Raw genomic sequence first — 15,963 nt, 5'->3', positions numbered from 1 at the left:
CTGGCTCTGCTAACATCCGCTTTGACGGGCTGAGCTGGCTCGCGACGGTCTGCCGGTTGGAGCAATGTGGGGCTAGGTCGCGAGCTATCGGGAGCCGCTGTGTCGCTGGCCACTGCCGAGGAAGGGCGCCGCTTGATATTGGCCCATCGCTAATCTCATAAGGGAGCAACGACTTAATGGGCGAGGGGGCTATGTCTGACATTCCGCTAACGGCTATCGAGGAGCGCGCGCGCGAAGCTACGCGCCTAGCTGCGTTCCCGGTGAATCTTGACCATGTGAGAGACCAAGTCGAGGTCCTGCTAAACGATGTACGAAGCGCCGGCTTCTTCTACGAGTACACAGACCACAGCTTTAGTCACGTCATAGACATGCTCAAGATGGCGGAGTGGCTAATTCCCGATGAAACACAAGACGCGATGTCTAAGGCGGACTGGATACTACTGGTCTTGTCTATCTACTTCCACGACATAGGCCTGCTCATCAGCCGGGATGAGTACAAGGCCCGGCATGACAACCCAGAGTTCCGACAATTCAACGCGCACAGTATCATACCTGAACAAAAGGCGGCGGAGTTTGCAGCGCACCTGTCGGCGATGGATGCGGACGACGCGGAGCGGGTTAGATACCAAGAGTACGTGCGCTACAATCACGGTAGCCGAGTGAAGTCGTGGTTAGATGGAACTTATTCCGAGGCGTCGGCGGGTGGAACATCTGTCCGTCAACAAATCAAGAAGATGCTTGAGCCGCTCGACCAGACCATACGCTCCGATCTCGCGGCGCTTTGTGAAAGCCATGTTCTCGGAGACATAGAAGACACTTCGAAATATCGGCTGTCCCAGCCTTATGGCATGGAAGAAGATGAGACCGCAAACCTTCAATACGTCGCCATTGTGCTACGTTCATTGGACCTGCTTCAGATCAGCAGGAAGAGGGTACCATCGGCTCTTTACCAATTGGTAAGCCCAAGTGATCCGAGGAGCCAGGTTGAGTGGCAGAAGCAGCGGGCCGTCCGTAACATAAGAAAGCAAGATGGGCGTGAGAAAGATGGAAGCGTAAATTCAAGTGCGCCTAGCAATACAGTTGAGGTGCATGCGACATTTACTGAGCCAGACGGGTTCTTTGGACTCACGACCTATCTCTCCTACGCCGAGAAGGAGCTTGGTTCCTCGTATGCCGCTGTTCAGAAGTCCAGCAAGCTCATTTCGAAACCGTACCGATTTCCTTGGCGGTTCATTGACCAAGAGAATGTTAAGGCGAGTGGCTTTCTAGCGGAGTCTTTTGGATTCGAACTGGATCAAAGCAAGATCCTGGACTTGCTTACCGGTCATACGCTCTACAATGACACGAACGTTGTGCTCAGAGAGCTTACCCAAAACAGTCTTGATGCTATTCGACTTCAGGCGGCGCTTTCCGAAGGCTCGTCCGAGTTGGACGGGCACATGAAAATATATTGGAACACCGCAGAGCGAAGTTTGACCGTGACCGACAACGGAACGGGCATGACCCAGGAAGTTATCGAGAATCACCTTCTGAAGGTCGGCTCATCGAGATACCAAGATCCGAAGTTTATAGAACAGAACCCGAACTTTCATTCTATCTCCCGGTTCGGGATCGGTGTTCTGTCCGCCTTCATGATTTCCGATGATGTCGAAATAACGACATGCACGGAGGATAAAGAGGACGCCAGGAGAATCGCGCTTAGATCAGTTCATGGAAAGTACCTCATCAAGCTCCTTAACAAAGACTCCGACAGGAGGGAGCTTGACGTTTATCCTCACGGAACCTCCGTCAAGCTGACGATCCGACCCACAGCCAAAATAGAAGACGTTCTTCGTATCTCGAAATCCTGGCTCATGTTCCCAAGATGTCGTGTCACCGTCTTTGTTGACGATAACGAGCCAGTGGACATCGGTTATGACACGCCAGCGGCTGCGCTGAAAGCTTACCTCGATTCACATCAGGCCCGGCAGCTAGGCTTGAAGGGGAACATAGAGGTGAGGGAGAGGGACTCGGAAGGACTCCAGCTTGCGTTCGCTGTTCGTAAAGACGAATTCTACCATGACTGGAGTTTCGTGCAGGTGCCGCCCCATCGGCGCACCCGCGGTTCGGATCTAGACGAGTTGCCGCCGATTGCTACGTGCGTAGAGGGAGTCGCTGTCGAGTATGCCACTCCTGGGTACGAAGGGATGGGTATCCTGGCGGTTGCAAACGCGACTGGCGTCAATGCGCCTAAGACGAACGTTGCTCGATCAGCGTTGGAGGATACTTCCGAATATCGCGACATGCTCCGCAAAATTTACGGAATGTATGCTAGTCACATAGGCGCGGAGGTTAGCCGCCTTGCTAGTTCGGAAGCGTGTTCCCTTTCCAGGGCGGTGGGCACAGCGCCGTTCATCGCGAGTCCGTTGATTGGCGACCAGCCTCCTAAGAAGTCGGACTTGTTGCGGGATCAGATGGCGGCTGTGCCGATGATTCTGATTGAAAAAGGGGACGAGCGTCTAAATGTATCTTTAGAAGACTTGCGGCAGGAGAGTGAATTCTGGACGCTTGAGTCACCTCTCCAACGCTCAATCGAATACTTCGTCAAGGAGGCGCCCGGGAATGTGACAACGCAGCGCCTCCTGGCAACCATCGGAAACCGAGCTGCCTCCATGCCGGCAGGGGCGATGCTATGCAATCTCACATCTGCCTCGTACCTCGAAAAGACCATCAAGAGGGAGTTCGAAATTGTTGAGGTAGAGGCGAGTGAAGCTAATCGCCAGATCCGCCTACGCTGGGCTCCGTCGGGAGCAGATCCAGGCTGGATGTCGTTTGCAGACGCATACACAACGTTAGCGAAGCGCGATCTGAAAACTTACCAGATGTTTTCAGAGACGAGGCAAAGAATCAGGGGATCGAGCCATTTCGATCAAATCAATGTGCCTTCTGATAAGGTGCGGGCACATGGGCTTTCTGAGTTTGGAGCATTCCACGCTGGCAGGGAAATATTCTTAGTTCCAAGCACCCCACTGGCGGAATATCTAAACACGAAGTTTGAACTGTCCGACATGAACGGGCTTCTAGAGACGTGTGCGATTGGATTGTTCATCGAGTTTGTACGGGCGCTGAATATAACCTGGGATCTCGTAACTAACGAGATGGTGGAGCGAGTTGCTTCGCAGACTGGCTTCTCCTCTGCGGCGCCGTATCTGAACGACCGAGAGAACCTCTCAGTCGCATTGACAGGCACGAAGCCGCGACTGTTCGACACGTTTGTATGGGATCGTAGGTCGCAGAATCTCGAAGAGTAGGCGGGGTGGGTATGGCAAGTGAGTTCGCTGTTGAACGGTATAGGTACGTTCTTGAACAGAAGCGGCGCCTAAATGAGGCGACGTTCAAGATCGCTTCTGTATACCAGGTATTCATTGTGGCGGTGGGCGCCGGGTATTATACTCTCGTCAAAGACGTTACCGCTCAGGACATTAGTGAGGCGTCCTACCGGGCAGGTGTCCTGGCGCTGCTATTGGCAAACGTGTTTGTTTCGGCGATCACTGTAAGTCTGCTAGTGGGAGGCATAGCCTCTTGGCTGTCATACAAACAGGAAGAAGCGGAGACGCTCGGGAAGGACTTAGGCATCGACGACAGGCCGCATCTGATTAGACGGCTACTATCATGGTACGAGACGTACATCATTCTCGCTGTGTTATGTGGGCTTATAGGTCACAGCGTCATCATCTGGCAGGGTATACCTCGGTGAAGCTCTAGAACGTTGTGCGGCAAAGATGCGTGGGGCGACTGGAGGGTGAAGCCATGCCTTAGACTGCAGGTTCACGCAGGTTAGGTTGGCACGGTTAAATCGACCAAGAACGTCTGGCACAATTTTGACGCAGTCAGGTGTTTGATAAGCTGCCGAGCGCGTCTATAACCATCAACTAGCAGCGGAGAAGCGCGGCTTTTTGAAGGCTTTCGAATGTGGGGCGGTGTTAGCACTGTGTTGACATCGCAGGGGTCGCAAGTTCAATCCTTGCCACGCCCACCATCAAAAGCCCTGCTAGGCGAGCAGCTTAGCAGGGCTTTTTTGCTTTCCAGCATCAGCGTTGCGCGGGCCAGTTTGCGTGCGTTTTGCGTGTCACCCGGTTTCGTCGCCTGTTCCAGCCGCCGCTTGCCCGTCAGGCGGGGGTTGCTTCGGAGAAGCGAACAACAGGCTCCCCCAACTCGGGAACTCGTCCGACCACGATCTCCGGGTATCGCCCCGACTATTCTATGTCGGGTTCACTCGCGCGCGCTCAAGAATGTTATCTCAAACGTCGTCGGCATCGTCGGCAGCAGACGCAGGTCGCCGTCGTGCGCACGGGCGATGCGGCGGGCCAGGCTGAGACCTATGCCCGATCCGTGCGGCTTGGTGGTGAAGAAGGGGCGGAAGATGCGGGAGCGGTCGGGGGCGGCGATGCCGGAGCCGGTATCGGCGACACGGATCGCAAGCTCGGGAGCGGCCGCGATCGTGAGAGCTACCCGCCGCGGGGGCGATCCGGCCAGCGCGGCCTCCGCGCCGTTCTGGAGCAGCGCCCAGAGCGCCTGGGTGAACTGGTCACGATCGACCTGGACGATCCGGCCGGGTGGGACGCCGATATCGAGAGCAACCATTTCCCCGAAGCGGCTCGCGAACAGACGCGCGAGATCGTCGAACAGCTGGTCCAGCGGCACTGGCCGCACGACGGGATCGGGCAGCCGCGACAGGGTACGGTAGGCGCGAGTGAAGCCCTCCAGCCCCTCGACGCGCCGGGCAAGGGTGGCCAGAATATCGGGCAGGGCGGTGTCCCCCTGCGCCGCAGCGGTGACCGCGCTGTCGGCGAGCGACACGACCGGTGACAGGCCGTTCAGCAGTTCGTGGCCGAGAATATCGATCATCTCGTCGCCTGCGCGGCTCTCGGCGGCGCGTTCCTCCGCCCCAACGTCGATGAGCACCGCGAGGCGCTCACCCGGCGCAGTGTCGACGGCATCGACGCGCCAACTGCGTCCCTCGTGCCGTAGCCGCCGGCTTGACCCTCGGAGCAGCGCCGACGGGGGTGACAGGATGCGGTCGTCGGTCCCGAACAGCGTGCGGGCTGCCCGATTGATGGCGTGTGCGCTGCCCTCGTTGGTGCGGACCAGCGGGACCGGTACCTGATCTAGCAGCGAACGCAGCGGCAGCGGGCGGGCGTCAGCGCGCGGGGCCGCAATGGCGGTGTTCGCAGCGACGCCGTGCAGCGCCGACCAACCGCCGACCGCGGCGATCCATGCCGCACAGAGTGCCGCCCCGAGCAGCGTCGCCCACCAGCCATTCTGCCAGGCCACGACCAGCACGGCGCCGGTGACCACCAGCGCACTACCGGATGCCAGTCGCCCGACCGCGCGGCGCCAGCGCAACGGGGTGTCAGAGGCCATGGCGCTCCATGCGGCGGTACAGCGCTCCCCGGCTGAGCCCCAGTGCGGCAGCGGCATGGGTGACGTTGTGGTGGTGCTCGCGCAGCGCCGCCTCGATCACGGCGCGCTCATTCTCCTCCAGGTCGAAGCGCGATGATCCGAGGGCACTCTCGGGTGCGGAGGGCAAGGCGGGCGGCAGAAGGAGCGCAGCGTCGATCGCCTCGCCCTCGCCGAGCAGCACTGCGCGCTCGACCGCGGCGGCGAGCCCGCGCACCTGGTCAGGCCAGTCGTTCCGCAGCACCGCCGCCTCCGCTGCCGGGGTGAGGTGCGGCGCGGCCCGGCCGTGGCGTTCCGCCGCGATCCGCGCGAAGTGGCGGGCAAGCAGCAGCGCGTCGTCGCCGCGGGCGGACAGCGGCGGCAGCGCGATCTCGACCGTCGCCACGCGCCGCGCGAGGGCGGGGCCGATCGCGGTGACGTCGTCGGCGACAGCGATGATCCGGGCGTCCTCCGGCAACCGGTCGAGTAGCCGCGCCTGTTCGACCTCGTCCAGCCGGTCGGGGTGGCGCAGCAGCAACGTCGCGCCGCTATTCTCGAGGCGGGGCCAGGTCGTCGTGTCGCGCAGGTCGACCCGGATCAGCGGCTCGGCCGCGCGAGCCGAGGCGGCGTGGATCGCCGCGGCGACCAATGTGCGGCCGCTGCCGGGCGGCCCGGTGACGACGACCCCCGCCAGCGTCGGCGCGATGCGGCGCACGAGGTCTCGGACGTGCCCTATCGCGGCGCTGTCGCCGATCAGCCGCGCCGGATCGGCCCGAGACTGCGGGCCGGCGATCCGGGGTGGCGCGGCTTCCGTCGCCGCGGCACGCTCCAGCTTGGCGAGGAGGTCGGCGTTGCGCCACGGCTTCATCACGAAGTCGCATGCGCCCGCCCGCATCGCTTCCACCGCGATGCGGATACCGCTGTGTGCGGTGATGACCACCACGCGCGCGCGCCGGTCATCGGCGAGGATGCGGCGCAGCAGCGCCAGACCTTCCTCGCCGTCGGTGCGGCCGGCTTCGTAATTCATGTCGAGCAGGATCGCGTCATAACGGCGGGTGGCGAGACAGGACAGCGCCTGCTCCGGCCCGTCCGCCCGATCGAGCGCGTGGCCGGCGAGCCGCACGGCGACCTCGATCGATCCGGCAACGTGGCGGTTGTCGTCGACAAGCAACAACGACAGCGCACTTGACGCCGCATCCTGGCGTCCATTCTTGGACAATGCGTCCGGCGCTGGACGGTGCGGATCGTCCGCCGGGGATGAAAGTTTCGCGTTCATAGCGGTTTAGGCTTTTCGGAACGGTTGAGCGACATTGCGCTCATGATGACCGAACAGCATCAGGGCGCAAGCACCCCGTCCAGCATCGGGCAGGGCACGAGCATGGATCGGCGCATTGCTCGATCCGCGCGCCCGTGGTGGCGCGGCCGCGCCGTGCTGACTGCCGCGGTCATCCTCTTGGGTGCACTGACGCTGTGGCGGTGGTTGCCGGCGAGCGGGTCCACCAACATCGCCGCGGCAGACATTGAGACGGCTGCCGTGGCGCGCAACGCCTTCGATGACTATCTGCCGGTCCGCGCAACCGTCGCGCCGCGGGTGACCACCCTGGTCGGCGTGCTGGCGGGCGGGCAGGTCGAACGGCTGCTGGTGCAGGACGGCGCGATGGTAGCGATGGGGCAGCCTCTCGCGACGCTGGCGAATCCCGAACTACGGCTCGACGTGCTGACCCGCGAGGCGCAGATCGCCAGCCAGCTGGGCAGCGTCGCGGGCGAGGGGCTGGGGATCGAGCGCAGCAGCCTCGACCGGGCGGCGCAGGTGTCGCAGGCCGAGTACGATCTCATCAAGGCACGCCGCGACCTCAGCGTACGCCAGCAGCTGCACGACAAGGGTTTCCTTTCCGACGCAGGGGTCAGAAGCTTTCAAGAGGAGGCGGACTACCAGCAACGCCGCCTCGCGCAGCTGCGCGCCGGCCGGGCGGCAGAGGCACGGATCACCGCCACGCAGAGCGCACGGCTTGCCGATACGCGAGAGCGGTTGTCCGGCAATCTGGCGGCGGTGCGCGGCGGGCTGGAGGCGCTGACGGTCCGCGCGCCGGCGGGCGGGCGCCTGACCAATTTCACGCTCCAGCCCGGCCAAACGCTCAGAGCCGGCGATCCGGCGGGCCAGGTCGACAGCGAGGGGTCGTGGAAGCTGGAGGCGGACGTGGACGAATATTATCTCGGCCGCGTCGCCGTCGGGCAAAGGGCACGCACCGGCGACCGCACCGCCCTCACCGTATCCAAGGTGCTTCCGGCGGTGAAGGACGGGCGCTTCCGCGTCGAACTCACCTTTGCTCGCGCCGCCCCCGCCGGCCTCAACCGTGGGCAGACGCTCGACATCCGCATCACGCTCGGCAGCACAGCGATTGCAACGGTCGCGCCGGTCGGCGGCTGGTTGGAGTCGGGCGGCGGATCGTCCGCTTTTGTCCTCGACGCAGACGGTGACCACGCCCGGCGCCGTCGGATCCGCACCGGTCGCCGCAACCCCGAGCAGGTCGAGATCCTGTCCGGCCTGCGGGCAGGCGAGCGCATCGTCACCACCAACACCGCGTCTGTGAAGGGCGACATCCTCAACATCGACTGAAAGGCCCGCGCATGATCCGCCTAGAGAACATTCAGCGTCGCTACCTCTCCGACGAGGTGGAGACGACCGCGCTTGCCGACATCGACCTTCACGTCGCGGAGGGTGAGTTCCTGGCCATCATGGGGCCGTCGGGCTGCGGCAAGTCGACGCTGCTCAACACGCTGGGCACCGTCGACCGCCCTACCGCCGGCCGCTACCTGTTCGGCGACCGCGACCTCGCTGCGCTCGACGAAAAGGCGCTGGCGCAATTCCGCGGGCAGACTCTGGGCTTCGTGTTCCAAAGCTTCAACCTGATCGACGAGTTGACGATCGAGGAGAACGTCGCCCTCGGCCTCGCCTATCGCAAGGATGCCCGAGACCGCCGCAGCCGGGTGGCGGCGGCGATGGACAAGGTCGGGATCGCCCACCGCGCCCGCCACTTCCCGCACCAGCTGTCGGGCGGCCAGCAGCAGCGCGCCGCCATCGCTCGCGCGATCGTCGGCGATCCCAAGCTCATTCTCGCCGACGAGCCGACCGGCAACCTCGACACGGCCAATGGCGAACAGGTGATGAACATCTTGTCAGGCCTCAACGACGAGGGCGCGACGGTCGTCATGGTCACACACTCGCCGAGCCACGCCGACATGGCGAAGCGGCGGATCGACATGCTCGACGGCCGCATCGTCGCCAGCGCCATGCGCGCGATCTGAGGCGGAGACCGTGAACCGCTTCGCCCTGCTGTCGCTTTACCGCTCGCTCAGCCGCCACAAGCTCCATGCCGCGCTCAACATCGGAGGCTTGTCGGTCGGGATCGCCGTCTTCCTGGTGCTTGGCCTCTACGTCCGTTTCGAGACGAGTTTCGAACGGTGGCTGCCCCACCACGATGAGATCTATCTCGTACAGACGGGGCTGCACCTGCCGGGCAGTCCGTTCAACGGCGCCTATCCGGGCACCATGGGAGGGATGCTGGAGCAGATGCAGCAGGACTATCCTGCGCTTGTCGGCACCCGGATACGCGGCGGCGAGGACGGGGGCAGCGTGCTCAGTGGTGGGGAGACAGTCCGGGCCGACGTGGCGCAGGTCGATCCCTCGTTCTTCGACGTGCTGGACATCCCGATGGTGCGGGGTGACGGCCGCCGCGCGCTGGCTGATCCGTCCGCTGCTTTGGTCAGCCGTTCGGCTGCCCGGCGGTTCTTCGGCGCCGCCGATCCCGTTGGGCAGACGATCACGGTCGCGGTGGATGCGCCCGAAACCTACCGTGTCGCGGGCATATTCGAGGACCTACCTGCCAACACGGACTTCCAAATGTCGATTCTGTTGCCCATCCCGCGAAAGCCGCCGCCGGCGGCCTGGACGTGGTACAAATGGGGCACAGCGGATGTATCGACGCTGCTGCGCTTTTCCACGGCCGGTGCCGCGCGGCGTTTCGAGCAGCAGATGCCTGGTTTCATCCGGCGGCACGCCGGGCAGGACCTGGGCCCGGCGCCCGACAAGGTGATCTCGCTGCCGCTGCTGCCGATCAGGCGCCGCCACCTGCAACCGCCGGGCGCCGAAAGCGCCGGGCTCGCGCTGGCCGTAACCACGCTGGGCGTCGTGGGTGTGCTGACGCTGCTGATCGCAGCGGTCAATTACGTGAACCTCGCCACGGCGCGCGCGGGCCTGCGCGCGCGCGAAGTGGCGATGCGAAAGGTGCTGGGCGCAGACAGGGGCGCCCTGGTTCGCCAGTTCCTGGGCGAGGCGATCCTGACCGTGGCGCTTGCAGCGGTCGCCGGGCTGATCCTGTCAGAGGTCGGGCTGCCGCTGGTCAACGCGGCCGGCGGGCTGTCGCTCGCGGTCCCGTACATGCTGGTGGTGCCACTGCTGGCGGCGCTGGTGCTGCTGCTGGGCCTCGTGGCGGGGTTTTACCCAGCGCTGCTCCTGTCCCGCTTCCCGGCTGCGGCCGTGCTCGCCTCTGCCCGCGCGCCGGGCGGCGGGCGGGCGGGAACGCGCACGCGTGAGGCCCTAGTGGTGGTGCAGTTCGGCGTGGCGATCGCCTTCATCATCGGCACGATCGTGCTGGTCGCGCAGACGGCGCATGTCCGCCGGTCCGATCTGGGCTTCCGGCGCGAGGGACTGATCGTGGTGCCGTCGCTGGCCGACAAGCGGATCTTCCCGGACCAGTCGCGCCCGATCCTGGCGGCCTTTCGCCGGCTGCCTGGCGTCGTGTCGGCGGGGGCCGGCAGCGCCGGCGCAGGCAACGGCGACGGCGGCGTCGATGCCATCGATGTGCCCGGTCGGCCCAGTCCGGGGCTGCCGATCAAGGCAATCCAGGTCGGGCCGGACTTCTTCCGTACCTATGCCCCGCGCCTGCTGGCGGGCCGGCTGTTCGATGACGCGCACGGTGCCGATGATGCCAGCGACTGGACCAAGTGGGCGCAAGGGCGCAACATCGTCATCAACCGCACGGCAGTGACCGGGCTAGGCTTCCGCTCGCCCCAGGAGGCGGTAGGCAAGACCGTGGGTCGACAATATCCGCGGACGATCATCGGCGTGATCGACCGACTGCGCTTCTTTTCGCCGCGGACGCCCGATCAGGCGATCTACTATCAGTATCACCGCGATATGCCGGGAACCCCGGTCGCGGCGATCCGCTTCACCGGCGATCCTCGCGCAATGCTGGGCGGGATCCGTGCCGTTTGGCAGCGCCTCTCGCCGCAGGTGCCCCTCGTCGCCGACACCGCGGAAGGGCAACTGGCCCAGTTCTACAAGGCCGACGACCGGGCGGCGCGGCTGTTCGGCATGGGCGCGGGGCTGGCCGTGCTGATCGCCTGCGTGGGGCTGTGGGGACTGGCGTCGTTCAACACTGCCCGGCGGACCAGGGAGATCGGGATCCGCAAGACGCTGGGTGCGTCCTCGACCGACATTGCCAAGCTGCTCGTGGTCGAGTTCCTGCGACCGGTGCTGCTGGCAAATCTGATCGCCTGGCCGCTGGCCTATGCTGCCATGCGGACCTGGCTCGCGGGGTTCGGCGACCGGGTGGCGCTGACGCCGCTGCCTTTCGCCGCCGCCAGCCTGCTCGCGACCGCCATCGCGGTGCTGACGGTGCTCGGCCAGTCACTGCGCGCCGGCCGCATCGCCCCCGCTCAGGCGCTCCGCCATGATTGAGCGGCTACCGCGCTTCCGCATCGCCGCTCGCGCTCGTGATTTCCATCCAATGAACCGCTTCGGCCTTTTGTCGCTCTCTGACCCGCCACAGATTGTATGCCGGGCTTAACACCGGCGGATTGGCGGTCGGGATCGTGGTGCTGGGCCTCTTCATCCGGGTCGAGACGCGTTCGAGACGTGGTAGGCCGTGACGGCCGGAGCAGGCTGCGCAGCCGACCGGCGTACTCATCAGCGAAGGCATGGCGGCTTCGAGCAGGGCACCTTCTGACGGGGTGGGCGTCAGAGGATGTCATCTCGCCTTGGCAGCGCTTCGCACGGCCAGCGCGACGCTTGCCCAGTCCACATCGTCTCCTTCTTGAGAGATCGCCGAGCGCAGGTGATCGCGGACGATGCCGAGCACCGGCATCGGCACACCGTATGTCGTTGCCGCCGCGTCCGCGAGCGTCATGTCCTTGAGGCCGAGCGGCGCGGCAAAGCCAGCCGGGCGAAACCGATCCTCGACCAGTATCTCGCCATAGGTTCGGTAGACGGGCGCGCCGAACAGCGTGGCGGTCAGCACCTCCAGCAGCGTGGCGCGATCGACGCCACCCTTTTCGGCCAGCGTCATCGCTTCGGCCATCGCCTCGACCGCCGCCAAGATCATGAAATTGCCGCTGAGCTTTACGAGGTTGGCGGCCGACGGCGTGTCGCCGATGCGGAAGGTGCGCTGTCCAATCGCGTCGAACAGCGGCTCGCACCGGTCGAGGTGGGCGGCCGCGCCGGCAGCGATCACGAACAGCTTGGCCGCTTGGGCTGCCTGTGGTCGGCCGAACACGGGAGCGGAGACATAGCCGCGTTCGCCGGCCTCGGTCGTCAGGCGATCGGCCAGCGCGATGCTGATGGTGCTGTGCGACACATGAAGCGCCGGTGCGCCGGCAATGCCGTCTTTGCCGAAGACGACTGCTTCGACGGCCCTGTCGTCTGCGAGCATGCTCATCACAACCTCGCCCTGCGCAGCGTCGGCGGGGCGGTCGGTCCATCGGGCGCCAGCCTCAACCAGCGCATTGGCCTTGTCAGACGACCGATTCCATATCGTCACCTCGTGACCGGCCTTGAGCAAGTTGGCGGCCATCGCGCTTCCCATCTGCCCCAGGCCGATGAACCCTATCTTCATGCCTTGGTACCTCCCGACCTTCCAATTCCGTTACGCTGCCATGTCCGCCCGCAGCAGTTCTAGACCCTTGCTCGCAATGGCCATGGTGGTCGCGTTGGTGTTGCCGCTGACGATGTTGGGCATGATCGAGGCATCGATGACGCGCAGCCCGCGTACGCCGCGGACACGCAAGCATGCGTCCACCACCGCCCCCTCGTCGGCACCCATCCGGCATGTGCCGACCGGATGCCACATGCAGGTCAGCGTGTTCCTCGCGTGCTCCGCCAGCCCCTCGTCGCTTTGCACGTCGAGACCCGGCAGCATCTCCGGCTCCAGCACGTCGCGCAATGCCGGGCTTTTCAGCACTTCGCGAGCAAAGCGAAGCCCACCGATCATCCGGCGCATATCCTCTGGATCGCCAAAGTAATTGGGGTCGATCAGCGGGTCGGACCGCGGATCGGCGTCGGCCAGCGTGACCTGTCCCCGGCTCTTGGGCTGGAGCACCACGTTCTCCAGCGTGAGCCCCGGATGGCGGTCGGGCGCGCCAAGCGCCGCATTCGCGATCACCGGCGCGTGGAAACACTGGATGGTGGGCTCACCTTCGGGGTCGTCGGGGTTGAAGTAGCTGACCGACTCCACGCCGTTGCTGGCGGCCGGGCCGCTACGGGTCGTTATATAGCGGATGCCCGCCTCGAGCATGCCGAGGCCGTACGCATTCTTCGCATAGCCGAGTTCGGTGTGGGAGCGTGCGATCACGGGCACCTGCGGATGATCCTGCAGATGACGTCCGACATCGGGCGCGCTGACCTCGACGGAGATGCCGTGCCGGGCAAGCTCGTCCTCCGGGCCAATGCCCGACAGCATCAACAGCCGCGGCGTGTTCAATGCGCCTGCCGACAGGACGATCTCGGCACCGAGCGCGCGGCGCGGCGTCCCGTCATGGACGAACTCGACGCCGACCGCGCGGTCACCTTCCAGGATCACTCGCGTCACCAGGGCGTCCGTCATCACGGTCAGGTTGGGTCGGTTCTTGGCCGGGTGCAGGAACGCCACCGCCGAACTGCACCGGCGGGCGTTGCCGATGGTGAGCTGGCACGGGCCGACGCCGCGCTGCTCGACCCCGTTATAGTCGGCATTGTAGGGGAGCCCGGCTTCCTGGAAGGCCTTGATGACCGCCTGGTTCATCGGGCTCAGCCGCTGTGGCTGCGACACTTTCAAAGGGCCGCTGGTGCCATGGAGAGGCTCGGCGAAGATGTCGTTGCCCTCCATGCCGACGAAGTGTGGGAGAAGGTCGTCGAACGACCACTGGCCAGTGTCGCCGACCGCCGCTTGCCAGCTGTCATAGTCGCGCGGCTGACCGCGGACATAGGCCATGGCATTGATCGAACTGCCGCCGCCCAGGCCCCATCCTTGCTGGAGAGCGACCTGGCGCCCACCCAACTGCTGCTGCGGGACAGTCTTGTAGGGGTACAGAAAGCGACTGTATTGCAGCAGTTTGGAAAAGCCGCTGGGGATGTGGATCAGCGGCGTGATGTCCCGGCCGCCGTATTCGAGCAGCAGCACCTTCGCGTCGGTCTCACTGGCAAGCCGCCCGGCCACCAAGCATCCGGCCGACCCTCCTCCGACGACGATGACGTCGTAGGTTTGTGACGTGGCATCTGTTGACCTGGCCATGATCGACTCCGGGAGAGCTGAGGTGAACGGCGATGCCGCTGCTGGCACACCGGTCATCGTTAACGCGCCGCAAACCCGATCGGGGCCGCCCCCATGACGGGAAAGCCATCGATCCGTGACCTTTCAGCGACGAACCCCCGATTTCCCATTCAACTTCTTGGCGGCGCGGGCGTTCGTCGCGTGAACCCCATGCCCAAGGAGCCGCCATGACAGCCGCGCCCGAGTATCAGGATTTCGAAAAGCTGTTCATAGGCGGTCGCTGGACGGCGGGTGGCGCCCGCCCCAAGCCCAACCTCAGCCCCTGGACCGAGCAGGCGATCTGCGACGCACCCCAGGCCAATCTGGCCGACCTCGAAGCCGCGTATGAAGCGGCGCGCAAGGCACAGCCCGAATGGGCGGCCAAGCTGCCGTCGGAGCGCGCGCAGATCTTCGCCAAGGTCGCCCAGATCATGGACAGACGCCGCGACGAGATTATCGGCTGGATCGTCCGGGAAGCCGGCGGCACGCTGCTGAAGGGCGCGCTGGAATGGAAGTCGGTTCAGGGCGTGATGCTGGAAGCAGCGTCGCTTCCGCACATGGTGGAGGGCAGGATCCTGCCCAACGACACGCCCGGCAAGGAAAGCCGCGTTTACCGCAAGCCGGTCGGTGTCGTCGGCGTGATCTCGCCATGGAACTGGCCGTTTCAGCTGTCGGCACGTTCGCTCGCGCCAGCGATGGCGGTGGGCAACGCGGTGGTGCTGAAGCCGGCGTCCGACACGCCGATCACCGGCGGGCTGCTGTTTGCCAAGATGTTCGAGGAGGCCGGGCTGCCGCCGGGCATCCTCAACGTCATTCCGGGGCCGGGCAGCGAGATCGGCGATGCCTTCGTCAAGCACCCGGTGCCCCGCGTCATCTCCTTCACCGGGTCGACGCCGGTCGGCCGCGGCATCGGCCGCATCGCCTATGAAGCGGACATCATCAAACGGCTTGAGCTGGAGCTTGGTGGCGACAGCCCGCTGGTGGTGCTGGCCGACGCCGATCTCGACCTTGCGGTCGATGCTGCGGTGTTCGGCAAGTTCCTCCACCAGGGGCAGATCTGCATGATCGCCAATCGGCTGATCGTCGAGGGGCCGGTCTACGACGAGTTCGTCGACCGCTTCGCTGCCCGTGTAAAGGCACTCAAGAGGAATGGCCCGGACGATCCCGAGACCTTCATCGGTCCGATCATCAACCGCTCACAGCTGGAAAGCGTGCAGGAGGCGATCAGCAAGGCGCGCGACGCCGGCTACGCTCAAGTCGCGGGCGGCGATGCGCAGGGACTGGTTCTGCCGCCACACGTCTTCGCCGGCGTGGAGCCGGAGGGGGCGCTGTACCGGCACGAGATCTTCGGCCCGATGGCCCCGGTGATCCGCGCCGCGGACGAGACGCAGGCGCTACGCATCGCCAACGACACCGATTACGGCCTGTCCTCCGCGGTGTTTACCAGGGACCTGGAAAAGGGGGTGCGCTTCGCCCGCTCGATCGAGGCGGGCATGGCGCACGTCAATGACCAGCCGGTCAACGACCTGCCGTTCAGCCCGTTCGGCGGCGAGAAGAACAGCGGCATCGGCCGGTTCAACGGCCGTTGGGCCGTGGACGCGTTCACCACCGACCAGTGGGTCACGCTGCAGCACACGCCGCGGCCATACCCAAGCGATGCGCGGGCGCTCAGCCCAGGATCGTCGGAAAGCGTAGGCGGGTAGCCTCCGCCATCCGCAACGGACGAGCGGATCATCGGGCGGGTTCGCGTCGAGCTCTCAGGCCTTGCTGCCGCACAACCGGCGGCAGGGCCCCCAAGAGCGATCGAGGCGAAGGCGAAGTCCGGATGTGCGCTGCTTCTACGGGCAGTTGAAGAGACCGGGAACGCGGCGTTGGCAACGTAGATATCGCCAGACGCGGCTTCCCCTGCGTTCCACGTGGCTGCCGCGTGCGTGCCGGCCTGCTCGTCGTTCCGGAAGGGTGCTTGAACCATGGATCGCCA

General features: G+C 64.7%; 9 protein-coding genes and 1 pseudogene. 6 read left to right on the top strand and 4 right to left on the bottom strand.

Annotated elements, in window-relative coordinates:
* The first annotated feature begins 191 nt into the window (after nt 1-191).
* Entirely contained in the window at nt 192-3,290 is a 3,099-nt protein-coding gene (locus LK533_RS14090; RefSeq protein ID WP_229363713.1) for an ATP-binding protein, read from the top strand.
* An 11-nt stretch (nt 3,291-3,301) separates the two neighbouring features.
* Nucleotides 3,302-3,736, top strand: a complete 435-nt coding sequence (locus tag LK533_RS14085; RefSeq protein WP_229363712.1) for a hypothetical protein — start codon at nt 3,302-3,304, stop codon at nt 3,734-3,736.
* Nucleotides 3,737-4,251: 515 nt separating this feature from the next.
* On the opposite strand, the gene LK533_RS14080 is transcribed toward LK533_RS14085, so the two are convergent.
* Entirely contained in the window at nt 4,252-5,403 is a 1,152-nt protein-coding gene (locus LK533_RS14080) for a sensor histidine kinase (protein WP_229363711.1), read from the bottom strand.
* A complete protein-coding gene (locus tag LK533_RS14075) occupies nt 5,393-6,589 on the bottom strand; it encodes a sigma-54-dependent transcriptional regulator (protein ID WP_229363710.1) in 1,197 nt (398 codons plus the stop codon). The genes LK533_RS14080 and LK533_RS14075 overlap by 11 nt, the downstream gene beginning before the upstream one ends.
* Nucleotides 6,590-6,739: 150 nt before the next feature.
* On the opposite strand from LK533_RS14075, the gene LK533_RS14070 reads away from it, so the two are divergent.
* The 3 genes from LK533_RS14070 to LK533_RS14060 are packed head-to-tail and all read left to right on the top strand — an operon-like array spanning nt 6,740 to nt 11,158.
* Nucleotides 6,740-8,035: an efflux RND transporter periplasmic adaptor subunit gene (locus tag LK533_RS14070; RefSeq protein ID WP_229363709.1), complete on the top strand. Its 1,296-nt coding sequence runs from the start codon at nt 6,740-6,742 to the stop codon at nt 8,033-8,035.
* Between the two features lie 11 nt (nt 8,036-8,046).
* A complete protein-coding gene (locus LK533_RS14065; RefSeq protein ID WP_229363708.1) occupies nt 8,047-8,724 on the top strand; it encodes an ABC transporter ATP-binding protein in 678 nt (225 codons plus the stop codon).
* Between the two features lie 10 nt (nt 8,725-8,734).
* Nucleotides 8,735-11,158, top strand: a complete 2,424-nt coding sequence (locus LK533_RS14060; RefSeq protein ID WP_229363707.1) for an FtsX-like permease family protein — start codon at nt 8,735-8,737, stop codon at nt 11,156-11,158.
* Between the two features lie 289 nt (nt 11,159-11,447).
* On the opposite strand, the pseudogene LK533_RS18065 reads toward LK533_RS14060, so the two are convergent.
* Nucleotides 11,448-12,317: pseudogene (locus tag LK533_RS18065) on the bottom strand (NAD(P)-dependent oxidoreductase); the annotation flags it as partial.
* Nucleotides 12,318-12,341: 24 nt separating this feature from the next.
* Nucleotides 12,342-14,021, bottom strand: a complete 1,680-nt coding sequence (locus LK533_RS14050; RefSeq protein ID WP_229363705.1) for a GMC family oxidoreductase — start codon at nt 14,019-14,021, stop codon at nt 12,342-12,344.
* A 149-nt stretch (nt 14,022-14,170) separates the two neighbouring features.
* Here LK533_RS14050 and LK533_RS14045 point away from each other — a divergent pair, with 149 nt between their 5' ends.
* On the top strand, nt 14,171-15,685 hold the full coding sequence (locus LK533_RS14045; protein ID WP_229363704.1) for an aldehyde dehydrogenase family protein: 1,515 nt from the start codon (nt 14,171-14,173) through the stop codon (nt 15,683-15,685).
* Nucleotides 15,686-15,963 lie beyond the last annotated feature (278 nt).

It is taken from the genome of Sphingomonas sp. PL-96 (genome assembly GCF_020707215.1).
Lineage (GTDB): Bacteria > Pseudomonadota > Alphaproteobacteria > Sphingomonadales > Sphingomonadaceae > Sphingomonas.
The sequence above is the reverse complement of the archived record's forward strand: the minus strand, read 5'-3'. Positions and strand labels throughout refer to the sequence as shown.